At 68.2% G+C, this 23,246-nt stretch carries 16 protein-coding genes and 1 pseudogene; 10 read left to right on the top strand and 7 right to left on the bottom strand.

Annotated elements, in window-relative coordinates:
- Positions 1–35 precede the first annotated feature (35 nt).
- Together QHF83_RS44715 and QHF83_RS44720 are read left to right on the top strand one after the other, a co-directional pair.
- Positions 36–641, top strand: coding sequence for a periplasmic heavy metal sensor (locus tag QHF83_RS44715; RefSeq protein ID WP_282424239.1), 606 nt, complete (start codon positions 36–38; stop codon positions 639–641).
- Between the two features lie 86 nt (positions 642–727).
- The gene (locus QHF83_RS44720; RefSeq protein ID WP_282424240.1) at positions 728–913 is read left to right on the top strand and encodes a hypothetical protein; all 186 of its coding nucleotides are present in this window, start codon (positions 728–730) and stop codon (positions 911–913) included.
- Here QHF83_RS44720 and QHF83_RS44725 read toward each other — a convergent pair.
- The gene (locus tag QHF83_RS44725) at positions 910–2,028 is read right to left on the bottom strand and encodes a hypothetical protein (RefSeq protein WP_282424241.1); all 1,119 of its coding nucleotides are present in this window, start codon (positions 2,026–2,028) and stop codon (positions 910–912) included. The two genes, QHF83_RS44720 and QHF83_RS44725, sit on opposite strands and share 4 nt — an antisense overlap.
- Before the next feature lie 166 nt (positions 2,029–2,194).
- On the opposite strand from QHF83_RS44725, the gene QHF83_RS44730 reads away from it, so the two are divergent.
- The 7 genes from QHF83_RS44730 (at position 2,195) to QHF83_RS44760 (ending at position 13,638) form a co-directional block, all read left to right on the top strand.
- Positions 2,195–3,421 carry a HEAT repeat domain-containing protein gene (locus QHF83_RS44730; RefSeq protein WP_282424242.1) on the top strand — a complete coding sequence of 409 codons (1,227 nt, stop codon included), beginning with the start codon at positions 2,195–2,197 and terminating at the stop codon, positions 3,419–3,421.
- The gene (locus QHF83_RS44735; RefSeq protein WP_282424243.1) at positions 3,418–4,089 is read left to right on the top strand and encodes an NAD(P)H-binding protein; all 672 of its coding nucleotides are present in this window, start codon (positions 3,418–3,420) and stop codon (positions 4,087–4,089) included. Before QHF83_RS44730 ends, QHF83_RS44735 begins: the two co-directional genes overlap by 4 nt.
- 413 nt (positions 4,090–4,502) lie before the next feature.
- The gene (locus QHF83_RS44740; protein ID WP_348980522.1) at positions 4,503–10,454 is read left to right on the top strand and encodes a HAMP domain-containing protein; all 5,952 of its coding nucleotides are present in this window, start codon (positions 4,503–4,505) and stop codon (positions 10,452–10,454) included.
- Between the two features lie 32 nt (positions 10,455–10,486).
- A complete protein-coding gene (locus QHF83_RS44745; protein ID WP_282424245.1) occupies positions 10,487–12,586 on the top strand; it encodes a response regulator in 2,100 nt (699 codons plus the stop codon).
- A gap of 21 nt (positions 12,587–12,607) precedes the next feature.
- Positions 12,608–13,060 carry a hypothetical protein gene (locus tag QHF83_RS44750; protein WP_282424246.1) on the top strand — a complete coding sequence of 151 codons (453 nt, stop codon included), beginning with the start codon at positions 12,608–12,610 and terminating at the stop codon, positions 13,058–13,060.
- Complete coding sequence (locus QHF83_RS44755; protein WP_282424247.1) at positions 13,057–13,320, top strand: DUF5985 family protein; 264 nt, start codon at positions 13,057–13,059, stop codon at positions 13,318–13,320. The genes QHF83_RS44750 and QHF83_RS44755 overlap by 4 nt, the downstream gene beginning before the upstream one ends.
- Before the next feature lie 21 nt (positions 13,321–13,341).
- Positions 13,342–13,638, top strand: a complete 297-nt coding sequence (locus tag QHF83_RS44760; protein WP_282424248.1) for a DUF5985 family protein — start codon at positions 13,342–13,344, stop codon at positions 13,636–13,638.
- Positions 13,639–13,724: 86 nt separating this feature from the next.
- Here the strand turns inward: QHF83_RS44760 and QHF83_RS44765 are convergent, their stop codons facing one another.
- Genes QHF83_RS44765 through QHF83_RS44775 form a run of 3 tightly spaced genes read right to left on the bottom strand, consistent with a single transcriptional unit; the run spans position 13,725 to position 17,256 of the window.
- Entirely contained in the window at positions 13,725–14,705 is a 981-nt protein-coding gene (locus QHF83_RS44765; protein ID WP_282424249.1) for a hypothetical protein, read from the bottom strand.
- Positions 14,706–14,726: 21 nt separating this feature from the next.
- Positions 14,727–15,929, bottom strand: coding sequence for a VWA-like domain-containing protein (locus QHF83_RS44770; RefSeq protein WP_282424250.1), 1,203 nt, complete (start codon positions 15,927–15,929; stop codon positions 14,727–14,729).
- Positions 15,930–15,936: 7 nt separating this feature from the next.
- Positions 15,937–17,256 carry a MoxR family ATPase gene (locus QHF83_RS44775; RefSeq protein ID WP_282424251.1) on the bottom strand — a complete coding sequence of 440 codons (1,320 nt, stop codon included), beginning with the start codon at positions 17,254–17,256 and terminating at the stop codon, positions 15,937–15,939.
- Positions 17,257–17,417: 161 nt separating this feature from the next.
- Here QHF83_RS44775 and QHF83_RS44780 point away from each other — a divergent pair, with 161 nt between their 5' ends.
- On the top strand, positions 17,418–18,848 hold the full coding sequence (locus QHF83_RS44780; protein ID WP_282424252.1) for a carotenoid oxygenase family protein: 1,431 nt from the start codon (positions 17,418–17,420) through the stop codon (positions 18,846–18,848).
- Positions 18,849–18,851: 3 nt separating this feature from the next.
- Here QHF83_RS44780 and QHF83_RS44785 read toward each other — a convergent pair whose 3' ends face one another.
- The 3 genes and pseudogenes from QHF83_RS44785 to QHF83_RS44795 form a co-directional block, all read right to left on the bottom strand.
- Positions 18,852–19,916, bottom strand: coding sequence for a multiheme c-type cytochrome (locus tag QHF83_RS44785; protein WP_282424253.1), 1,065 nt, complete (start codon positions 19,914–19,916; stop codon positions 18,852–18,854).
- Entirely contained in the window at positions 19,913–21,745 is a 1,833-nt protein-coding gene (locus QHF83_RS44790) for a hypothetical protein (RefSeq protein WP_282424254.1), read from the bottom strand. The genes QHF83_RS44785 and QHF83_RS44790 overlap by 4 nt, the downstream gene beginning before the upstream one ends.
- Positions 21,746–21,775: 30 nt before the next feature.
- Positions 21,776–23,246: pseudogene (locus QHF83_RS44795) on the bottom strand (hypothetical protein); the annotation flags it as partial.

Raw genomic sequence — 23,246 nt, forward strand, 5'->3', positions numbered from 1 at the left:
ACGCGGCGCGCGACGAGCCGCGGAAGAGAGGGAACATGCTCGGATTTCTGATCGGAACCGCTTGCCTCATCGGCCTCATCAAGGTGCTGCGTCATGGCGGTTGTCACCGCGGCTACGGCTACCGGAGCTTCGGCTACGGCGGCGCTTGCAACGCGTACGGCGGCGGCTGGGGCGGGGGAGGGTACGGCCACGGCGGCTGGGAGGGCGGGTACGACCGTGAGCACGGCGGGCCCTTCCGGACGCACGGGCGGGCGGGCTTCCGGCGCGGCGGGTACGGCGTGCCGCACTTCGTCCTGCGGCGGTTGTTCGAGGCGCTCGACACGACGCCGGGCCAGGAGAAGGCCATCGCGGCGGCGTTCGAGGAGATGCGCGACGTGGCGGCGAAGCACCGCGGCGAGCTGCGCAAGAGCCGCGAGGATCTGGCGAAGGCGATGCGCAGCCCGAGCTTCGACGAGACCGTGATGGGCGAGCTCTTCGCGCGGCACGACGCGGCGCTCGAGGCGATGCGCCGGGCGGTGGTGGGATCGCTGGCGAAGGTGCACGAGGTGCTCGACGAGCGGCAGCGGGCGCGCCTTGCCGATTTCATCGAGCAGGCCCCGGGGTTCTGGGGCGGCTTCGGCGGGCGGGGCGTGGAGATTTGAAGCGCGCGGGTTCGGGGGCAGAGCGCGGCTCGTCCGCGCGGAGCCCCCGACGTCGAGATGGGCGACGTCAATCGAGAGGTGAGACCATGAAGCGGAGACTTGCGATCGTGCTTTTGACCCTGGGGACCATCGGCGGATATGCCGCCGGCTTCGCGAGCCTGCGTTGTCACAGCGGGCAACGAAGGCAGCACTTCGAGCATCACGTCGCGAAGATTTGCGTGGACGCCGCGCGACACGCCGAGGCGCCGCCCCCGCCGCCGCCCCCGCGTTAACGCGATTCTGGTTGCGTCTCGGTCGGGGCAGGCCGCGCCTGCTCCGGCCCGGGCCAGAGCTCGGGCGGATAACTCAGCTCCACGAGCAGCTTCTCGAAATCCGCGATCGGCATCGTACAGCGGCCGTACCGGTCCACGATGTGCGTCCGGATCCCCTCGAACCAGCTTTGTTGGGGGTCCATCGGATCATCGTAAACGACCGTTCCATTCGGACGATCGAGCTTGAGGACCCGGATCTTGTGCGCCGCGTGATCGGCGCCGCCCGCGGCCCTCCGCACGGGGCTCCGCACCTTGGGCAGCTCCAGCGTGGCGAAGACCGTCTCCCCCGCGCTCGTCACGCGCTCGATGATCGAAAGCGCGTCGCGGTGCAGGTCGGCCACGCGGCTCGTGTCCACGCCGAACCGCTTGAAGAGCGCCGCGAAACGCGCGTGCCCGTCGGAGAGCGTCTCCCAGCGGTGCCCCGTGATCCCCACGAGCAGCCGATCGAACGCGCCGAGGCTCAGCCCCGTGCCCGTGTTCTTCACGCCCTCGAACTGCCCGTCCTCGGCGTTGTGGTAGTCGAGCTCGGGGTAGGCGTACTCCATGCACGCGACCTGGAAGACCCGGCTCACCGGGCTCCTGCGGAACTCGTATTCGTCCGGCTCGAGCACGTCCTCGTCACGCACGAGCTCCCCGCCGCTCCGGAGGAGCACCCGGCCCGCGGGGCTCACGAGACCCGCGATGATCCGCGCGTACTCCGCCGGATCCCGCTCGGCCACGTAGATCTCCACGCACGTCGCGGCGCACGTGCCCTTGAGGCCCTGCGTGATGCGGCCCGGATGAACGATGTTCCGGATGAGCTCGCCGAGCAGGATGGTTCGTCCCGGCGCATCCTCGAACGAGGCCACCATCGGCGCGTCGGCCACGGCCCAGAGGCTCTCGTGCAGCGGTTTTCCGAACGCGTCCTTGCGCTCGAAGAAGCCGCGGCTCCCGAGCTCGCGGAGCGCCTGGACGCTGCGCTTGCGCCAGATGCCCACGATCTCCCGGTCCCGGAGCGGGTAGGTGGGATGGACCGGGAGATCGAGCCGCTCCTCGAGCTGATCGACGATCTCCTGAGGATCCTGCGGATCGTTCATGGTTTTTCTCCCGAATTCCCCGCCCCGGGCCATTCGCCCCCGACGTCGAGGCCCGATCCTGACGTGTTTCCGGGATTCGAGCAAGGCTCCGTCGCTTGCCCCAGGCCCCGATCCTGCTAAGGCGCGCCGCCGCCCCCGAAAGCCGATTTCGAGTAGCATCCGCGCCGTGCACCGCGTCCGCGCGTCGCTTTTCGTCTCCGTCACGAGCCTGGCGCTCGCAGCGCTCGCGCCAGCCTTTGCCGAGGCCCACACGATCCCCGGCGGGCTCACGTTGCACCAGATGTCGAGCGCCGCCGACGTCATCGCGGCCGCGCGGATCGAGCGCGTCGGCCCGGAGCCCCGCGGCGCCGGCCCGCTCCCACCCGTCGAGGCCCGGATTCTCGAGCTTTTCCGGGAAGGTGACGCGAAGGTGGGGCCGATCCGCTTCGTGCCGCACCGTCACGCCGATGAGAGTTACGTGGCCGGCGAGGAGATCCTTCTCTTCCTCGAGCGCAGGCGCCCCGACGCGAAGGACGCCGCGGCCGTGCCGTATGAATCCGTCGAAGCCATCGCCGATCGTATCGTGCTCGTGCCCGCGACGCGCGCGACGTGGATCGACGCCACGCGCGCGTACGCCGCGCTCGGCAAGGGCGCGCGGAGCGGCGATCCGGCCGCGCTCGGGCGCGTCACCGTCACCATGCTCGGGTCGCAGGAGCCCCGGATCGCGACCTTCGCGCTGCGGGACCTCACGCTCGCCGGCGCCACGCCCCTGATCGGGGAGGCCGACGTCCCCGCGCTCACCGCGCTCCTCGACGACGCCTCGCGGCCCGCCACCTTGCGCGCCGGCCTTCTCATGGAGCTCGAACGGCGCAAGCTCGTCGCCGTCGGGCCGAGCTGGATCCCGCTCCTCCGCTCGGCGCCTCCGAACGATCGCGTGCAGGTCATCCGCGCGGCGGGGGCGCGCGCCTTCGTCCCCGCCGTCACGGCCGAGCTCGTTTCGATCCTGGAGAAGGGCGAGCGTGACGCGGCGATCGCGGCGGCGCGGGCCCTCGGCTTCGAGAGGAACGAGGCCGCGGTCGAGCCGCTCGGGCGCGCCGTGGATCGGGAGCCGGACGAGATGCGCTTCGCGGCGCTCGGAAGCCTGCGCCGCATCGGCTCGCCGTCCGCGCGGGAGATCCTCGCCCGCGTGGCGACATCGCACCCCGATCCCGAGACCCGACGCGTGGCCACGACCGAGCAGAACCTCCTCGATGCCCGCGCCTCCGCGCCTCCGGCGGCGCCCGCCGCGACGAGCCCGCCGTCATCGCCGAGCACGGGCTTCGGCACGAAGGGCGTCATCGTGGGGATCGCCCTCGTGGTCCTCGCGTGCTACGCCCTGTTTTTTCTTCGCAAAGGGAAAGGAAAGCCGGAATGAGTTTGGAAGGGCGAACCGCGCTCCTCGCGGGCGCGACGGGCCTCGTCGGTCGGGACTGCCTCGCGCGCCTGCTCGAGCACCCGGCGTACGCGCGCGTCGTCGTGCTCGTGCGCCGGTCGACGGGAATGAACCACGACAAACTGCACGAGATCCGCGTCGATTTCGACGCGCTGGGCGACCTCGCGTCCTTGCCTGCCGTCGACGACGTCTTCATCGCCCTCGGCACGACCATCAAGGCGGCTGGATCGCGACCGGCCTTTTTCAAGGTCGATCACGATTATGTGGTCTCCGTCGCGAAGCTTGGAAAGCGTGCGGGAGCCCGCAGGCTTTCGCTCGTATCCAGTATCGGAGCGGATCCTACAGCGATGAATTTTTATCTGCGCGTCAAAGGTGAGGCCGAGCGCGATATCAGCGAGCTCGGTTACGAATGCGTCGATATCCTGCGTCCGAGCATGCTCCTCGGCGATCGCACCGAGCACAGGACGGGCGAGGCGCTCGCCGCGCCTATCATGCGCGCCGTGAGCGGAGCCATGATCGGCCCGCTCCGTGTTTATCGCGCGATTCAGGCGCGTGACGTCGCGGCGGCGATGGTGGGCGGCTTGGTATCCGATGCCACGGCAGGCGTGCGTATTCGCACCTTCGACGACATTCGCCGGCTCGCGTCCTGACGGTAAATCACAGTCTGGTTGTCCGGACCGACACTTGGGGCTCGAACGGGTTTTTCCCCATGCCGTTGGGCCGCACACGATGCACAAGCACGAATTCCACAGGGGCATAAGGGTGTGCCCTACGCCGGAACCGGTGAGCGCCGGATTTCGTAAAGGGTCGCCCTCGGTAGGATGCGCATTGTTGCGGGCGGCGCGTCGTCGTCCCAGGGGGTACCATGCCCAAACGTGCTCTGGAAGGAGCGACCCGCGGTGCGCGGGCGTCGAGCGCTCGTGAGAAAAGGGTCGCCGGCTCCAAACCCGTCGGGGCCAAGTCGAAGACCACTTCCGCCGAGGTGAAGAAGACGCGGGGCGCAAATGCCGAGCGACAACCACGCGACACCTCGCCGCGCAGCGGCTCCCTCGATCGCCGGCTGATGCTCGAAGCGCTGACGGCGCTCAAGAAGGGCAATTTCTCCGTGCGGCTGCCCATCGATTGGGATGGCCTCGATGGAAAAATCGCAGATACCTTCAATGACGTCGTCGAGCTGAACAGCCGGGTGGCGACGGAGCTCGAGCGCGTGAGCCGCGTCGTCGGCAAAGAGGGCCGCATCGGCGATCGCGCCGCAGTCGCGGGCCTGCTCGGCGCGTGGGCGCAGAAGGTCGGCAGCGTCAACGCGCTGATCAGCGATCTCGTGCATCCGACGAGCGAGATGGCGCGCGTCATCGGCGCCGTGGCCAAGGGTGATCTCTCGCAGGCCATGGCGCTCGAAGTCGACGGCCGCCCGCTCGAAGGCGAGTTCCTCCGCACCGCGAAGACGGTGAACACGATGGTCGATCAGCTCGGCTCGTTCGCGTCCGAAGTGACGCGCGTGGCGCGCGAAGTCGGCACCGAAGGCAAGCTCGGCGGTCAGGCGGAGGTGCAAGGCGTCGCCGGCACCTGGAAGGACCTGACCGATTCCGTGAACTTCATGGCCGGCAATCTGACGGCCCAGGTCCGCAATATCGCCGCCGTGACAACGGCCGTCGCGAACGGCGACCTTTCGAAGAAGATCACCGTCGACGTGCGCGGCGAGATCCTGGAGCTGAAGAACACCATCAACACGATGGTCGATCAGCTTCGTTCGTTCGCGTCGGAAGTGACGCGCGTTGCGCGCGAAGTCGGTACCGAAGGCAAGCTCGGCGGTCAGGCGGACGTGAAGGGCGTCGCCGGCACGTGGAAGGATTTGACGGACTCCGTGAATTCGATGGCCGGCAACCTGACGAGCCAGGTGCGTAACATCGCCGCCGTCACGACGGCCGTCGCCAATGGCGATCTTTCGAAGAAGATCACCGTCGACGTGAAGGGCGAGATCCTCGAGCTGAAGAACACCATCAATACGATGGTGGATCAGCTCAACTCGTTCGCGTCGGAAGTGACGCGCGTGGCGCGCGAGGTCGGCACGGAAGGCAAGCTCGGCGGGCAAGCCGAGGTGAAGGGCGTCGCCGGCACGTGGAAGGACCTCACCGACAACGTCAATTCGATGGCCGGTAACCTCACGGTGCAGCTCCGTGACGTGTCGAAGGTCGCGACGGCCATTGCGAACGGCGACTTGACCCAGAAGATCACCGTCGATGCGCGCGGCGAGATCCTCCAGATCAAGAACGTCATCAACACGATGGTCGATCAGCTGAGCTCCTTCGCGGCCGAAGTGACGCGCGTGGCGCGCGAGGTCGGCACGGAAGGCAAGCTCGGCGGTCAAGCGGACGTGAAGGGTGTCGCGGGTACGTGGAAGGACCTCACGGACTCCGTGAATTCGATGGCCGGTAACCTCACGGTGCAGCTCCGCGACGTGTCGAAGGTCGCGACGGCCATTGCGAACGGCGACTTGACCCAGAAGATCACCGTCGATGCGCGCGGCGAGATCCTCCAGATCAAGAACGTCACGAATACGATGGTCGATCAGCTGAGCTCTTTCGCGGCCGAAGTGACGCGCGTGGCGCGCGAGGTCGGCACGGAGGGCAAGCTCGGCGGTCAGGCGGATGTGAAGGGTGTCGCGGGTACGTGGAAGGACCTCACGGACTCCGTGAATTCGATGGCCGGGAACCTGACGGCGCAGGTCCGCAACATCGCGGCCGTGACGACGGCGGTCGCGAATGGCGATCTCTCGAAGAAGATCACCGTCGACGTGAAGGGCGAGATTCTCGAGCTGAAGAACACCATCAATACGATGGTGGATCAGCTCAATTCGTTCGCGTCGGAAGTGACGCGCGTGGCGCGTGAGGTCGGCACGGAGGGCAAGCTCGGCGGTCAGGCGGACGTGAAGGGCGTCGCGGGTACGTGGAAGGATCTCACGGACTCCGTGAATTCGATGGCCGGGAACCTGACGGCGCAGGTCCGCAACATCGCGGCCGTGACGACGGCGGTCGCGAATGGTGACCTCTCGAAGAAGATCACCGTCGATGTGAAAGGCGAGATCCTCGAGCTGAAGAACACCATCAACACGATGGTCGATCAGCTCTCGGGCTTCGCTTCCGAAGTGACGCGCGTGGCGCGCGAGGTCGGTACGGAAGGCAAGCTCGGCGGTCAGGCCGAGGTGAAGGGCGTCGCGGGTACGTGGAAGGACCTCACGGACTCCGTGAACTCGATGGCCGGGAACCTGACGGCGCAGGTCCGCAACATCGCGGCCGTGACGACGGCGGTCGCGAACGGTGACCTCTCCAAGAAGATCACCGTCGACGTGCGCGGCGAGATCCTGGAGCTGAAGAACACCATCAACACGATGGTCGATCAGCTCCGATCGTTTGCGTCCGAAGTGACGCGCGTGGCGCGCGAGGTCGGCACGGAAGGCAAGCTCGGCGGTCAGGCGGACGTGAAGGGCGTCGCGGGTACGTGGAAGGATCTCACGGACTCCGTGAACTCGATGGCCGGGAACCTGACGGCGCAGGTCCGCAACATCGCGGCCGTGACGACGGCGGTCGCGAACGGCGACCTCTCGAAGAAGATCACCGTCGACGTGAAGGGCGAGATCCTGGAGCTGAAGAACACCATCAACACGATGGTGGATCAGCTCAACTCGTTCGCGTCGGAAGTGACGCGCGTGGCGCGCGAGGTCGGCACGGAAGGCAAGCTCGGCGGTCAGGCCGAGGTGAAGGGCGTCGCCGGCACGTGGAAGGACCTCACCGACAACGTCAACTCGATGGCCGGCAACCTGACGAACCAGGTCCGCGGCATCGCGAAGGTCGTGACCGCGGTCGCGAACGGTGACCTCAAGCGAAAGCTCTCCGTCGACGCGAAGGGCGAGATCGCCGAGCTCGCGGACACGATCAACGGCATGATCGACACGCTCGCGACGTTCGCCGATCAGGTGACGACGGTCGCGCGCGAGGTCGGCGTCGAGGGCAAGCTCGGCGGCCAGGCGAGCGTGCCGGGCGCCTCGGGCACGTGGCGTGATCTGACGGTCAACGTCAACCAGCTCGCCGCGAACCTGACGACGCAGGTCCGCGCGATCGCCGAGGTCGCGACCGCCGTCACGAAGGGTGACCTCACGCGGAGCATCAAGGTCGAGGCCCAGGGCGAGCTCGCCGCCCTCAAGGACACGATCAACGAGATGATCCGGAACCTGCGCGACACCACGCTGAAGAACAGCGAGCAGGACTGGCTGAAGACGAACCTCGCCAAGTTCTCGCGCATGCTCCAGGGCCAGAAGGACCTGCTCACCGTCGGCCGGCTGATCCTCTCGGAGCTCGCGCCTGTCGTCTCCGCGCAGCAGGGCGTCTTCTACACGATGGACGTCTCGAAGGAGGAGCCGATCCTGAAGCTCCTCGCGAGCTACGCGTACAAGCAGAGGAAGCACTCGGACAACCAGTTCCGTCTCGGCGAGGGGCTCGTCGGTCAGTGCGCGCTCGAAAAGGAGCGCATCCTGCTCGTCAACGCGCCGCCCGACTACATCACGATCACGAGCGGCCTCGGCGAGGCCGCGCCCGTGAACATCGTGGTCCTGCCCGTGCTCTTCGAGGGCCAGGTCAAGGCCATCCTGGAGCTCGCCTCGTTCGAGCGGTACAGCCCCACGCACCTCGCGTTCCTCGATCAGCTCACGGAGTCGATCGGCATCGTGCTCAACACGATCGAGGCGAACATGCGCACCGAGGATCTGCTGAAGCAGTCGCAGTCCCTCGCGCGGGAGCTCCAGAGCCAGCAGGAGGAGCTGCGCCAGACGAACGCGGAGCTCGGCGAGAAGGCGCGCCTGCTCGCCCAGCAGAACGTGGAGGTCGAGCGCAAGAACCGCGAGGTCGAGCAAGCCCGTCAGGCCCTCGAAGAGAAGGCCAAGCAGCTCGCGCTGACCTCGAAGTACAAGTCCGAGTTCCTCGCGAACATGTCGCACGAGCTCCGGACGCCGCTGAACAGCCTCCTGATCCTCTCCGAGCAGCTCTCGAAGAACACGGACGGCAACCTCTTCCCCAAGCAGGTCGATTTCGCCAAGACGATCCACTCGTCCGGAAACGAGCTGCTCGGCCTCATCAACGACATCCTCGACCTGTCGAAGATCGAGTCGGGCACCGTCGTCGTCGACGTCGGAGAGGTCTGGTTCCGCGACCTCGCCGACTACGTGGAGCGCACGTTCCGGCACGTCGCGGACGCGAAGAAGCTCGAGTTCGAGCTCGACTTCGCGCCCATGCTGCCGCGTTCGATCCACACCGACGCCAAGCGTCTGCAGCAGGTGCTCAAGAACCTGCTGTCGAACGCCTTCAAGTTCACCGAGCGCGGCAAGGTGCGCCTCGAGGTACGCACCGTCTCGGACGGCTACAGCCCCGAGAACGAGCACATCGGCCGCGCGGGCTGGGCGATCGCGTTCAGCGTGCACGACACTGGCATCGGCATCTCCCCCGACAAGCAGCAGATCATCTTCGAGGCCTTCCAGCAGGCGGACGGCTCGACGAGCCGCAAGTACGGCGGCACGGGCCTCGGCCTCGCCATCAGCCGCGGCATCGCGAACCTGCTCGGCGGCGAGCTGCGCCTGTCGAGCCAGCCCGGGCGCGGCAGCACCTTCACGCTCTACGTGCCGCACGTGTACGCGGCGCCGCAGCGCGTGGCCCGCACGCGCCCGTCCGCGATGCTCGAGTCCTCGAACGCGATCGCGGCCTACGAGGTGCCCGAGCCCTTGATCATCGACACCCCGCCGCTCCTGCCCGTGTCGATCGAAGACGATCGCACGGTCATCCGGCCGGGCGAGCGATCGCTGCTCGTCGTCGAGAACGATCTCGCGTTCGCGCGGCTCATCGTGGAGGTCGCGCGCGAGCGTGGGCTCAAGGCCGTGGTCGCGCATCGCGGGGCGGACGCGCTCTCCATGGCGCGCGAGCTCAAGCCCGCGGCGGTCTCGCTCGATCTGCACCTGCCCGACATCGACGGCCTGCGTGTCCTCGATCGGCTCAAGCACGACCTCGGCATGCGGCACGTGCCGGTGCAGGTGATCACGACGGACGTCGACGAGCGCGAGCGCGCGCTGCGGATGGGCGCGCGGGACGTGCTCTCGAAGCCCGTCCGCACGCGGGACGCGCTCTCGCACGCGATCGAGCGGATCATCGAGTTCCTCGACGCAGAGCGACGCTCGCTCCTCGTCGTCGAGTCCGAGGGGCCGGAGCGTACGGCCAAGATCAACCTGCTCCAGCACGACAACGTCGAGATCCGCGTCGCGGGCTCGCTCGACGAGGCCATCGATGCGCTCACCGTGGACCGCCCGGACGCGGTCGTCACGGCGGTCGACCTGCCCGACGGGCACGGGCTCGATCTCGTGCGGCGCGCGTCGAGCATCGCGGTGATCGCGAACGTGCCCTTCATCGTGCACGTGCCGGGCGGCATGTCACCGGCCGACGAAGAGCGCATCGAGCGGATCGGGCACGTCGGCGTGCTCAAGCACAGCCGTTCGGAGGAGCGCCTCATCGACGAGGTCGCGCTCTTCTTGCACCTGCCCATCGACAGGCTCACGCCCGCGCAGCGGCAGGCGCTCGAGCGGCTTCACAGCTCGCAGCAGGTTCTCGCCGGCAAACGCGTGCTCATCGTGGACGACGACATCCGTAACATCTTCGCCATGACGACCATCCTCGAAGAGCAGGGGATGATCACGCAGGCGGCGGAGACGGGGCGGGACGCGATCAAGGTGCTCGAAGAGAGCGCCGGAATCGACGTCGTCCTGATGGACATCATGATGCCCGAGATGGACGGATACGATACGATCCGGACGATACGGGCACGCGAGGAATGGCGCGCGCTCCCGATCGTCGCCGTGACCGCGAAGGCCATGAAGGGCGATCGCGAGAAGTGCTTCGAGGCCGGGGCAACCGACTACATCGCGAAGCCCGTGGATCCCGAGCAGCTCTTCGCGCGGCTGCGCTTCTGGCTGCACAGGTGAGCGGAGCCCATCCACCAAGAGGAGAGAGCGGCATGAAGCACGCTCGCGACAAGGTCGGAATTCTCGTCGTGGACGATCGCAGGGACAGGCTCCTCGCGGTCGAGACCATGCTCTCCGAGCTCGGGGAGCGGGTCGTCCTCGCGCAGAGCGGGCGGGAGGCGCTTCGGTTCCTCCTGCAGGAGGACTTCGCGGTCATCCTGCTCGACGTCGACATGCCGATCATGGACGGCTTCGAGACGGCGCGCCTCATCCGACAGCGCAAGCGCTCGCGGCAGACGCCGATCATCTTCCTCACCGCGTTCGGCGACGCGATCCAGGCGGAGCAGGGCTACGCGCTCGGCGCCGTCGACTACATGCTCGTGCCCGTCGATTCGGACATCCTGCGCGCCAAGGTCTCGGTCTTCGTCGAGCTCTACCGCAAGACGGAGGAGGCGAACCTCGCGACGCAGGCGATCGCCAAGAAGGCGGGTCAGCTCGCGGCGCTGGCGCGAGCGTCGCTCTCGATCAACGCGGCGCGATCGGTCGACGCGATGCTCGACGCCATCGCCTCGGGCACACGCGCCGCGCTCGGGGCGAGGTCGTCGTTCGTGGCGCTCGTGAGCGGTTCGAAGCACGGCTCCGCCGCGTCCTCGGCGGGCGGGCTCGCCGCGCCGCGGACGGTCCCGGCGGATCCCGCGAGCGACTGGATCTTCACGCGCGTCGCCACCGCGGGGAGCGTGGTCACGCTCTCCGCGTCGGAGCGCGCGCAGCGAGATCCGGTGAACGCCGACGAACCCGGCCCGCTCATGGCCGTGCCGCTCGTCGGCGCGGACGGCGCGTGCGTCGGGTGGATCGAGGTCACGAACGGCGAGGCCGACAGCTTCAGCGAGGACGACGAGTCGCTGCTCCTGCTCTCCGCGCAGCTCGCATCGGTCGCGCTGCAGAACCTCCTCCACGCCGAGGAGCGCGAGGTGAGCCGGCTCAAGGACGAGTTCCTCGCGACGCTCTCGCACGAGCTGCGCACCCCGCTCACGGCCATCATCGGCTGGACGCGGATCCTGCGCGAGACGCAGCCCGACGCGGCCAAGCTCGCGCGTGGGCTCGAGGTGATCGATCGCAACGCCGGCGCGCAGAACAAGCTCATCGAGGACCTGCTCGACGTCTCGCGCATCGTCACCGGCAAGATGAGCATGGAGCAGCGGCAGGTGCGCCTCGCGCCGCTCGTCGAGGCCTCCGTCGACGCGCTCCGCCCCGCCGCGCAGGCCAAGGACATCACGCTCGTGGTGGTGTCCTCCGCGGGCAAGGACGCGGTCGAGGGTGATCCGGAGCGGCTGCGGCAGGTCGCGACGAACCTGCTCTCGAACGCCATCAAGTTCACCCCGCGCGGCGGGCGCATCGAGGTGCGCCTGCGCCGCGTGGGCGACGAGCTCGAGCTCGCCGTCGCGGACAACGGCGAGGGCATCCGCCCCGATTTTCTCCCCTACGTCTTCGATCGGTTTCGCCAGGGCGACAGCTCCAGCCGCCGCATGCACGGCGGCCTCGGCATCGGCCTCGCGGTCGTGCGGCACATCGTGGTCTCGCACGGCGGCACGGTCAGCGCGCACAGCGAAGGGCCGCGCCAGGGCTCGACGTTCACCATCCGCCTCCCCTCGGTGTTCCTGCCCCGCGAGAACGACGGCCCGACGCCTCCGCCCTATGGCAAATCGCGCCTCCCGCTGCCCGATCTCAGCGGCCTGCGGGTCCTCGTGGTCGACGACGATCAGGACACACGCGAGATCCTGCGCCAGGTCCTCGCCGCGCATCGCGCCGACGTCCGCATCGCGGCCACGGTGCGCGAAGCGATCGCCGAGCTCGACGCCGCGCGTCCGCACGTGCTCGTCAGTGACATCGCGATGCCGGGCGAGGATGGCTACGACTTCATCGATTTCGTCCGTCGCCGCGCGCCCGAGCGCGGGGGCGCGGTGCCTGCGCTGGCCCTCACGGCGCATGCGCGCGCCGAGGATCAGGCCCGCGCGCTCGCGGCGGGCTTCCAGCGCCACGCTGCCAAACCGATCGATCCTGCCGAGCTCGTCCGCGCCATCGCGGGGCTCGTGGGTGCGCCTTGCGCGCGCGTCGAGTCTGCGGAGGCCGTGGCCCTCCGCGAGGTCCCCTGACGGCGAGCCTGGATGGTGGCAATGGGGGGAGATCATAACGATCGCGGCTCGAAACCGGACGGAGGCGTCAAGTTTTTCTCTGGGCCCATTCCGGCGGAGCTCGCGCGATTCATCCAGGAGCACGTGTCCTCCCTCGAGCATCTCGAGGTGATCTGCCTTCTGCGTAACACCACGCCGCGCGAATGGCGCGCCGACGAGGTGAGCCGCGAGCTCGGATCGAGCTTGATGTCGATCGGGCGCCGCCTCGAGCACCTCGCGGACCAGCAGTTCATCAAGGTTCGCCACACCGAGCGCGGGCCCGTGTACCAGCACGGCCCCGAATCCGAGGAGACCGCGGTGCTGATCGACGCTGCGGCGAGGCTCTACAAGGAGCGACGGCTCGCCGTGATCGATCTCGTCTATGGGCGTCCCGAGAGTGACCTTCGCGCGTTCGCGGATGCGTTCATGCTGAAAAAGAAAGGAGGGGGAGCATGATACCGGCCGTCGTGTACATCCTCTGCACGCTCACCAGCCTCGTCGCGATGACGCTGCTCTGGCGTGCATATGCTGCGCGCAAGGTGCGCCTCTTGTTGTGGAGCGGGCTCTGCTTCGCCGGGCTCGCCTTGAACAACGTGCTCCTGTTCGTGGATCTGATCATGATCCCCGAGCACGATCTCTCCACGGTCAGGCAAATTCCCGCCCTGATGGGCGTCTCATTTCTCCTCTATGGTCTGGTATACGATCTTCGCGAGTGAACAGAGGCGAGGCATGCCGAGATGAACGATCTGTTCAGTGGAGCTCTGATCCTCGGATTTGCGGTGATCTCGCTATTTTTCCTGCGTTTCTGGCGCAGCACGCGGGATCGGCTCTTCGCGCTCTTCGCGCTCTCGTTCTCGCTCATGGCCGTGAACCGGCTGATCCTCGCCATCGTGAAGCTCCCCGAGGACGACTATCCTTACGTGTACCTCGTCCGCCTCTTCGCGAACGCCCTCATCATTTACGCGGTCATCGACAAGAACCGCGCGGCCTCGAAGGCATCGGACAGCGGGGCGACGCCTCGACCGATTCCCTGAAGACGAGAGCGGCGCGAGCGGAACGGCGAGAGGCACGATCGCACGAGTGAGCTCGCTCGACCGGTAACTGACGCATGATCATCGTTTCATGAGGCGCCTCGGGCGAGCGACGAGAGGTGCTCGAAGTGAACGAAGCTCACGCGCGAGAGCGTTTCGTCGTCCACGTGATCGAGCGCTTCCATCTCGGTGAGCGTCACGGATTCCGGGCCGGCGGCGAACCAGAGGAGCGGGATCACCGGCCCGGCGCCGCAGGCGCAGAACCAGGAGTAAGAAGCTTCGAGGACGCCGAATCGCTCGCCGAGGACCAGGGGGCGTTTCGCGTGGTAAAGGCGTGTGCTGCCGGGCGGGATCGGGACGGGGATCGCCTCGCCCGCGACCCATTCCGCGTAGGACGGCGCCTCCGGATCTTGAAAGAGAGACGTATGGCAAAATCGCGTCCGGCGGTCGCCGCACGCTCTGCAGCGCATCGGAGCCGAGAGGAAGTCCGATCCCACGGGCGAGGGCGTGCGTGGTGCGGAGACCAGCGGCAGGAACGCGTGCTCTCGATACGCGGCCGCGAGGATCCGCCTGCGCTCTTCGTGCGTTCCGTCCTTCAGGGCCTTCGCCCATTGCGAACGCTCCGCGAGCGGGACGAGCTCCGGCGGGATCAGCTCGGAGAAATGAACCCCGACGAGCGCGTCCTCGCGCGAGAGGAGCTCCGCTTCGACGCCGACGAGGCGGACGTCGGTGTGGTCGCCGTCCGCGCAGAGGTCAAAGTGGAGCTCCGGCACGACAAACGCGGCACATGAGCAGTAAAACGCCTGATCTTCGGCGATGACCACGAGCGGCATATCACGCAGCCACGGCGCGAGCGCGATCCAATCGTCGTCCCAGCCCTCGCGGCCCGCGCGCTCTTCGAAGTGCTCGACCGAGAGGTGCACCCGGATCGGCGCTCCTCCGATCTCGAACGTCCCCCCGGGGCGATCGTGGTAGTCGGGCTCGAAGAGCGTCGTTTGAAGGCCACGATCGTGCCGCGCGCCGCACGCGGGGCAAGACACCATTCCGAGGACGTCGTCGAAGGCTCCCATGATTGGTTCCTGTGCATCTCGTCACCGCGCGCGGCGGCGCTCCAGGATCGCACGTTCGCCCCACGGGCACGCAAAACTCTGCGGCTTCGTGAGGATCCAGAGCGTGGGGATGGGCGGCGGCTCCTCGGGGAAGGGGCCCTCGCCGTCGGTGAAATACACGATTCCGTCGGGCGCGTGCGTGCGCCAAAAACTCTCGGCGAAGACCTTTCGAAGATCCGTACCGCCGCGGCCCTGCACGTCGGTGATCACGCCGGTGAACGGGTAGACGCGCTGGATCTCGCAATCGCATTCGACCACCGTGATCCGGGCCTCTTCCGCCAGCAGCGCGAGTTGCTTTCCGATCTCGGCGAGCTCGGCGTCCGTCATGCTCATCGACGTATCAATCGTCACGAGCACGCGCGGCCGCGCCATGGCCCGCGGCGACCACGCGCGCCCCGGGACCTCGCCGATTCGCGTGGGAAAACGCCGGCTCGGCCGCGCGAACGTGCCCACGGGCGTGCGCCTTCGCGACGTGAACATGCGCAGCGCCGTCTTCCAGTCGACGAAACATTCCGGCGGCCCGAGCACGCCGTCGAGCTCCGCGAGCAGCCGCCCCGGCTCCTTTCCCGCGAGCAGCCTGCGCTCCGGCGGCCCCTCTGGCCCCACGTCTCCCGCGGTCTCCATCGCCCGTGCCACGAGCATCCGGGCTTGCTCCACCGACCCAGGCGCGCCGGCCGCGCGCCGGAGCAGCCTGTGCTCGTCGACCGTCTCGCCGCCGGGCGCGTGCTTGGCCGTGAATTTACTGGCCCGCGCCGCTTCGAGCAGTTTTTCGTAGCGCTCCAGGCTGCTCTGGCCCGCGCGAATGCCGAACGCCGTGTATTTCTGCCACGTGATCGGGTCGGGCAAAGGCTCCTCGATGAACTCGTTCGCGCTCATTTCGAGCGCGAGATCGAGGAGCTCCGGCTCCGCGGGATCCGCGAATTTGGGGTGCGAGAGGTGCCCGAGGACCACGTGATGCACCTCGTGCAGGAGCACCCCGCGCAGCCATTGGGGCTCGCGCAGGAACGAGTCCACGTTCACGTGCAGGAAAAACCGACCTTCGTGGAGCGAGACGGCCATCCGCTTCACGGAAGGATCGGCGACGGGCACCATCTTCGCGAGGACGGCCGCGTAATACGGGTATCGCCGCGCGAAATCGCTCGTTCGTACGAAATCGTCGAGGAAAGCGCGGACGGGATCGACCATAGCGACGTCAACCGGGGCGGATGGGGGTGATGCCGAGGCGCTTGCACGTCGCCACGAGATCGAGCGCCCAGCGCTCGGGCAGCTCCGCGAGCAGCACGCCGAGGCTCGCGCGGACCACGTTGCTGCGCTTGACCTCCGCGAGCTTGGTTTGTCGTTCGAGGTGCGACGAGAGCGCCGTCACGGCGAGGCCCACGCGGTGCTGCTTCAACGGATCGGCGGCCCAGCCCTGGACCTTGCGTTGCGCGGGGCTATTCGCGTAACGCTCGCAGAGCTCCTCGGGGCGCACGTCGACGAGCGAGGTCGCCGTGGGGTTTCGACCGAGCGCCTCGACGAGTTTGTCGCGCTGATCGCCGGGCAGATCCGCGAGCAGCGCCTCGAACGAGGCGAGCGTGATTTGCCGCTCGCCCGCGAGCACGCCGGCCTCGGGCCCTTCGAGCAGGCGCACGAGGCGCGTCGTGATCTCGTCGAGGCGATCGGTTTGTCCGGCCTCCGCAAAGCCACGCACGGCGCGCGAGAGATCGGCGCGACGATCGTAGTCGGCGAGCAGCGCGCGCACGTCGAAGGGCAGGCGGCTCGACCACACGCCGCGGCTCGAAACGACGAGCTCGAGCCACGACGTCGGCAAATACCCCGAGAGCGCGTCGCGCAGGAGGCCCACGTTCTCGATTTCGTCGGGGCGTAGCGTCTTCAGGAGGTGCGAGACGTACGTCCAGGTCCGCGGCGGCACGTCGTCGAGCACGCGCTCGTGCGCCTGCGCGATCGCGATGACGCCCGGGTGCACGTCGTTCACCTGCGCCCACGCGAGCCAGCTCGGGCGATCAGCGCGCACGGGCAGGCTCAGAAAGCGCGCCCGGAGCGCCTTGTCGAGCGGCGTCACGTGATAACCTTCGCTTTCGGGGTTGACGGCGGCGAAGCAGGCCCAGCCCGGCGGCAGCTCGTATCCGTGCAGGCGCCGCGCGCTGAGGAGCTGCAGCGCCGGCTGCTGGATGTAGCGCTCGGCGCGGTTCAGCTCTTCGAGCATCAGGATGCCCGCGCCGTCTTGCGGCAGGATGTCGGGCACGGCGTAACGCGTGCGGCCGTCCTGAATGACGGGCAGGCCCACGAGGTCCGGCGGCTCGAGCAGCGACAGGTCGAGCACCACGTGGGCGATGCCGAGGCGATCGGCGAGCTTCTTGACGATGTCGCTCTTGCCGATGCCGGTCGGCCCTTCGAGCAGCACGGGGCGGCGCGCTCGATAGGCGAGCTCGAGCACGGCTTCGAGCCGGGGGCCGACGGGGATGTGCGCGGGGCGGCTTTCGAGGACGGGAGTGGGAGAAGACTTGGCCACGGGATGCTTTCGGCTAGCACGTGTGCGGGCTGCCGCCACGTCCCTTCCGAGAGCTCGTTTCCCTGGGACATGGACCCTTGCGCCCCGAAACGTGGTTCCTTATCCTCCCCGGCTCGCGCACGTGGGGCGCGCGAGCCGCCCCGTCCACGCCGGAGACAGCCATGACGATGACCATGATTTCGGGCGCCGAGAGCCCCGCGCCGCCTTATCTTTCGGGCAACTACGCGCCCATCGATTGCGAGATCACGGCCCACGATCTGCCCGTGATCGGCGAGATCCCGAAAGACCTCGCGGGCGTGTTCGTGCGCAACGGCTCGAACCCGCGATTCCGGCAGAAGGGGCGTTACCACTGGTTCGACGGCGACGGGATGATTCACGCGCTCCAGTTCGAGGACGGGCGCGCGAGGTATGCGAACCGCTGGGTGCGCACGTGGGCGTTCCTCGAAGAAGAGAAGGCGGGCGCGTCGCTGTGGACGGGCGTCACGGAGCGGCCCGATTTCACGAATCCGCGCGGGCCTTTCAAGGACACCTCGAACACGGATCTCGTGTTTCACGGGGGCCGGCTGTATTCGCTCTGGTGGCTCGGCGGCGCGGCGTATGTCGTGAATCCGCTCTCGCTCGAGACCTCTGGCACCGAGACGTGGGGCGGCAAGATGCCCACGATCTCGGCGCACCCGAAGGTCGACGCGGTCACGGGCGAGCTGATGCTCTTCGATTACAAGCCCTATCCGCCCTACCTCACGTACGCCGTCGTCTCGCCCTCGGGCGAGCTCGTGCACAAGACGGAGATCGATTTGCCCGGCCCGCGCCTCCAGCACGATCTCGCGATCACCGAGCGTTTCACCCTCTTCTTCGACATGTCGATGCAATGGGACCCGGAGCTCCTCGCCGTCGGCAAGACGAAGGTCAAGTATTTTCGTGACAAACCGGCGCGGATCGGCCTGCTCCCGCGCCACGCGCCGGGGTCCCAGATTCGCTGGTTCGAAACCGAGCCGTTTTACATGTACCACACCATCAACGCGTGGGAGGAGGGGGCTCGGATCGTGCTCGTCGGGTGCAAGATCGACGCGCCCGTCGTCGGGGACCCGCGAAATCCAGCGCGCGAGGTGCCGACGATCGGGTTCTTGCGGCTCGAGCCGAACCTGTATCGATGGGAGCTCGATACGAAGACGGGGGGCGTGAAGGAGTCGCGCCTCGACGACGTGCTCACCGAGTTCCCCCGCATGGATAACCGCGCGCTCGGCCGGAAGACGCGATATAGCTACAACCCGCGGCTCCACGCATCGGCGCCGACGCTGCTCTTCGACGGCGTGGTCAAGTACGATTACGAGGCGGGGACGAGCGCCGCGCACGCGTATCCGGCGGGCCGCTTCGGCAGCGAGGTCGTGTTCGCGCCGCGCGTGGGCTCGATCCGCGAGGACGACGGCTATCTCGTGACGTTCGTCGTCGACGAGGCGAGCGGCGAGAGTGAGGCGTACGTGCTCGACGCGAAGGACGTCACGAGGGCGCCTCTCGCGCGGGTAAAACTCCCGCAGCGCGTGCCGACCGGGTATCACGCGTGGTGGGTGCCCGGATCGGAGATTCGGGCGTAACGCTCAGGGCGGCGCGAGCGTCCCTTCGGCGAGCACGACCTCGCCTTCCACGACAGCCTGATCCGAGTCCTCTTCAATCGGGTGCTCCACCCGCTCATAGGCGACTTGCCAGAGGATCGGCGCGCCTCCCGCTTTTTCGCCGAGCGACAGCGTGACGATGGACGGCGCGCCGGGCATGACGCGGTCGTCGCCGGTGAGCACTTTGATGGAGCGGCCGTCGCGGCCTTTGCCGCGGCCGAAGCGCCGCGAGAGGTAACGGACGTCCTCGGAAAGCACGTTTTGCTCCGGGCCCACGGCCTCGGCGCGGATGGCGAGGCGCCGGAAGAGATCGCCGGTAGGGAATGCGTGCCCGAGGGCGAGCGGCTCGATACGCACCACGACCGTGCCCGCGCCCCCGCGCGAAGCCGTGATGCGGGCCGAGGCGCGCAGGAGCGCGGGATCCCGCGAGGCCGGGAAACGATGGCTGCGGTGCTTCGATGCGCCCTCGCCGACGAGGGGCATGTGGCATTCGGCGCAGCTTTGGCCGGCGAACGGCGAGGCGCGATGCTCGCTCGCCGTCGATTGCATGAAGAGCGGCGCGAAGCGTCGATCGGGATCGGGAAAGGAGAATTCGTGGCAACGGGCGCACGCGGAGGCCGAGGCAAAGGCGGCGTCGCGTGCGACCGGATGCGGCGCGATGCGCGGCGTCTCCCGCGGGGCGGCGAGCACGTGCGCGAGGTCGCCGTGGCACGAGATGCACGCGACGCCGAGGGAGCCGAGCTCGGGCGGTGGATCGCGCATCGGATCGGCCTCCGGCGCGTGGCAACCGCGGCAAAAGGGCAGGGGTTCGATGGCGAGGGCCCGTTGATATGCCGGATCGTCGTGGGCCTTCTTGTGCAGCGAGGCGCGCCATTCCGCGGCGATGTCCGCGTGGCAGCCCTCGCAATGGGCGTTCTCCTCGGCCGCGTGAGCGCGGCGCGGCACGGGCGCGGGCCCCGGCATTCGCATGGGCTCGGCGCTTCGCGCGGCGGCGAGCCCGAAGAGCCCGGAGGCGAGCGTGGCGAGGAGGACGATCCTTCCGGAAATCATGGGTTCGCCTTGACAATCTCCCCGGTGCGTAGGTCGATGCGGATGTCCCGGTTCGTCCGGGCGGGTTTACCGCAGAGGAGCTGCGGCGTCGAGTTCTTCACGCCTTCCTGCACGGTCTTCACGAGCTTCTGGCCGAGGGAAAAACTCGGCACGAAGGCCACGAAATAGCGGCGGCCCGCGTCCTCGGTCTCGGCGAATCTCACGCTCGAGAGCTCGGTGTGGCCCTTCAGCGCCGCGCGGGTCAGGGGAAAATCGTAATCGGGCGGGGCCACCTTCGCGAGCTTGTAGAGCACGACGAAGAGATCCTTGCAGCCCGGTGTCCCGGGCGTGACGCGGGAGAACGCGTGGAGCTCGGTCTTGGGCGCCGGGCGCGGCGGCGGCGGCGCGCCTTCCGCGGGCGCGTCCGGGGCGTCGAGATCCAGCACCTTTGCGGGCTTTTTCGTGGAGAGCACCGTCACCTGGCCGCCGGCGCGCGCCGGGACGAGGGTCTCGTCGCCGCGGAAGACGATGTCGATCGGTGTGCCTTCCTCCCGGGGATCGAGCTCCGGCAGCGGGATGACGCGGAAGCCGTCCTTTTCGAGGGTCAAGAGCTCCTCGGAGCGGCCGGCCCAGATTTTATCGTCCGGGCCGACCTTTACCCATTCGATCGTGTTGCGTATGCCGCCGGGCGTGAAGGTCGTCCATTTCCCGGACGTATATCGATCGAGCCCCTTCTCGCGCAGGAGCCAGAGCGCGCCGTCCTTCGTGCGGAAGGCGTCGTTCACGCTCTCGCTTCCGCCGGGCGAGATGTCGCTCCAGCTCTTTCCATTCCAGTGCGCCGTGTAGGCTGCCCCGTGGTCGCCGGGCAGGGCCACGGCGAGGACGTCGTTCGGGCCGAGCACGTAAAACCGCGAGCCCGGGAGGAGCGAGGTCACGACGTCGGAGCCCGGCAGCACGTCGAGCACCGATGTGCGTGATCCCTTGGGCCAGCGCTCCACGGCGAGCGGCCCCGCGCCCGATTGCCCGTAAAACGAGGGCTTGTCTCCCTCGCGGCACTCCTTGCCGAAGCCGAGCAGGTCTCCCGAAGGCAATGCCCTGAGGTCTGCGTGGCCGAGCAGCTTCGTCTTGCAGCTCCCTGCGCCCTTGGCAATCTCGGGCACGGGCGGGCTGCTTCCGCCGGGACCGAGCACGAAGATCGGCTTGGATTCGTCGAGCTTGGGATCGTTGATTTCGTAAATCGTCCGCTCGCCCCAGGGCGCGGCCGAATAGATCCCGCCCATATAATACGCGGACGAGACCGCGGGCGGCATGGGTTTGTCCGGGTCGCGGGCCCAGGTCGAGCCCTTCCACGAATAAAAAACATCCTCGCCGCCGCGCTCGCCGGGCAGGTTGAGCCCGAGCTTGCCGTGCTTCGGCAGATCCCCCGTGACCCACATGACGTAGAATGCATTCTGCTCGTCGAGGCCCTTGAGCCCGGCGTAGAGGCTCCGATCGACCCGCGCGCCGTTTCCGTCGATCCGAATGGGCGTCGAGAGGTAATCGCCGCTGATCGCCGCGATGAACGAGGGGAGCACGAACATCCGGAAGCTCGGCTGCGCGTGTATGACCAGAGGGTGAAAGGGGCTCGGCGGCCGCGCGGGTTTTTCGGGGGCGGGGCTCGGCGTTTCGTTCGTGGGGGGCGCGGCTTCGGTCGGCGGCGCCGTGCTCGCGAGCGGGGCCGGGGATTCAGCGGGCTTCGGGGCGGTCGCGTCGACGTTCGCCGGGGTTTGCGGCGCGCCGCAACCGAGCGGGAGGGCGGCGAGGAGCGCGGCGAGGGCAGGGGAGGGCGAGCGGCGGGCGCGGGAGACCATGCCCGACGATAACGCGATTCGCCCGGAGGCTCAACAGCCGCAGCCGACGAGCTCCAGGGAGAGGTTGTCGATCCAGAGCGCGTTCGGCCCCGTGCCGTGGTCGAAGCGGATGTAGACGCCCTTCGAGCTGCCGAACGGGATCGTGATCTGCGTCTGCGCCGTGCAGGCCTGGAGCGGGGTATGGCCGGTGACGGTGGTGAAGCCGCCCGATTTCTCGCAGGATTCGACCGTATCGTTGCTCTGCTGGTAGGAGACGTTCACGTTCGCGAGCGCGAACTGGTAGTAGGTGTAATTCAAGCGCACGGAGGTGCAGCTCGCGTCGCCCTTGTAGACCCAGATCGTGGGATCGATCGTGGAATCGTTCGTGCGGAGGGTGCGGCCCGTCATGCAGAGCGGCGAGTTCGAGGCGAGCGGGATGTAATCGTCGCACCAGTCGACCTTGTACACGCCCGCGCTGAGCGGGCTCGCGGTGCCGTCGTCGAAGTTTTCCTGGTAGATTGCGCAGGTCTGTCCGGCGCAACCCTCGTTGGTTTGTCCGTCACAATCGTCGTCGTCGGCCGTCATGCAGCTCTCGGGTTGCGGCTGGACCTCGCCGGTGCAGGCCCCGTATCCGGTGCCTTGCGCATTGCAGCTCCGCGTGCCGGCCTTGCAGGCGCCGACGCCCGCGGTGCCCGCGGGGCCGGTGTAGCAGCTCTGCGTCGTGCCGGGGACGCAGACGCAGCCCTCGTTGGTTTGTCCGTCGCAATCGTCGTCGCCGGTCGTGGCGCAGGACTCGGTCGCCGGGAGGGTTTCTCCCATGCAGGGCCCGAGCGAGGTGCCGAGCGCGTCGCACATCGCCGTCCCGGCCTTGCAGAGGCCGACGCCGAGCGTGCCCATCGGCCCGGTGTAACAGGGGAGGACGGCATTCGGGGGGCAGACGCAATCGGCGCCTTCCTCGTTGGTTTGTCCGTCGCAATCGTCGTCCTCGGCCGTCGCGCAGGTCTCGGCCGCGGGCGTGATCTCGCCGGTGCAGGGTCCGTACGCGGTACCGAGATCGTTGCAGGTCTGCGTGCCCGCCATGCAGATGCCGATGCCGGCGGTGCCCATGGGGCCGGTGTAACAAGGCTCGGACGAGCCGGGGGCGCAGATGCAGTCGGCGCCTTCCTCGTTGGTTTGTCCGTCGCAATCGTCGTCCTCGGGCGTCGCGCAGACCTCGGCGGTCGGGAGCACTTCGCCGGTGCAGGGGCCATAGGCCATTCCATCCGGATTGCAGGTGATCGTGCCGGCCTTGCAAACGCCGACGTCTTGCGTGCCGCGCGGGCCCGTGTAACAGGGCTCGACCGAGCCGGGCATGCAAAACGGAGGGGCGCCGCCGGTGCCGCCCATGCCGCCGGTGCCCATGCCGCCGGTGCCCATGCCGCCGGCGCCGCCCATACCGCCGCTGCCGCCTGTGCCGCCGGTGCCCATGCCGCCGGTGCCGCCGGCGCCGCCCATACCGCCGACGCCGCCGCCGCTGCCACCG

Source organism: Polyangium sp. 15x6, assembly GCF_029960785.1.
Taxonomy (GTDB): domain Bacteria; phylum Myxococcota_A; class Polyangia; order Polyangiales; family Polyangiaceae; genus Polyangium.

Excerpts from the sequence above, each read along its gene's own strand:
- QHF83_RS44745 (WP_282424245.1), top strand. The coding sequence starts at position 10,487 with ATGAAGCACGCTCGCGACAAGGTCGGAATTCTCGTCGTGGACGATCGC.
- QHF83_RS44720 (WP_282424240.1), top strand. The coding sequence starts at position 728 with ATGAAGCGGAGACTTGCGATCGTGCTTTTGACCCTGGGGACCATCGGC.
- QHF83_RS44780 (WP_282424252.1), top strand. The coding sequence starts at position 17,418 with ATGACGATGACCATGATTTCGGGCGCCGAGAGCCCCGCGCCGCCTTAT.
- QHF83_RS44790 (WP_282424254.1), bottom strand. The coding sequence starts at position 21,745 with ATGGTCTCCCGCGCCCGCCGCTCGCCCTCCCCTGCCCTCGCCGCGCTC.
- QHF83_RS44755 (WP_282424247.1), top strand. The coding sequence starts at position 13,057 with ATGATACCGGCCGTCGTGTACATCCTCTGCACGCTCACCAGCCTCGTC.
- QHF83_RS44740 (WP_348980522.1), top strand. The coding sequence starts at position 4,503 with ATGCTCGAAGCGCTGACGGCGCTCAAGAAGGGCAATTTCTCCGTGCGG.
- QHF83_RS44765 (WP_282424249.1), bottom strand. The coding sequence starts at position 14,705 with ATGGGAGCCTTCGACGACGTCCTCGGAATGGTGTCTTGCCCCGCGTGC.
- QHF83_RS44785 (WP_282424253.1), bottom strand. The coding sequence starts at position 19,916 with ATGATTTCCGGAAGGATCGTCCTCCTCGCCACGCTCGCCTCCGGGCTC.
- QHF83_RS44770 (WP_282424250.1), bottom strand. The coding sequence starts at position 15,929 with ATGGTCGATCCCGTCCGCGCTTTCCTCGACGATTTCGTACGAACGAGC.
- QHF83_RS44760 (WP_282424248.1), top strand. The coding sequence starts at position 13,342 with ATGAACGATCTGTTCAGTGGAGCTCTGATCCTCGGATTTGCGGTGATC.
- QHF83_RS44725 (WP_282424241.1), bottom strand. The coding sequence starts at position 2,028 with ATGAACGATCCGCAGGATCCTCAGGAGATCGTCGATCAGCTCGAGGAG.
- QHF83_RS44750 (WP_282424246.1), top strand. The coding sequence starts at position 12,608 with ATGGGGGGAGATCATAACGATCGCGGCTCGAAACCGGACGGAGGCGTC.
- QHF83_RS44735 (WP_282424243.1), top strand. The coding sequence starts at position 3,418 with ATGAGTTTGGAAGGGCGAACCGCGCTCCTCGCGGGCGCGACGGGCCTC.
- QHF83_RS44715 (WP_282424239.1), top strand. The coding sequence starts at position 36 with ATGCTCGGATTTCTGATCGGAACCGCTTGCCTCATCGGCCTCATCAAG.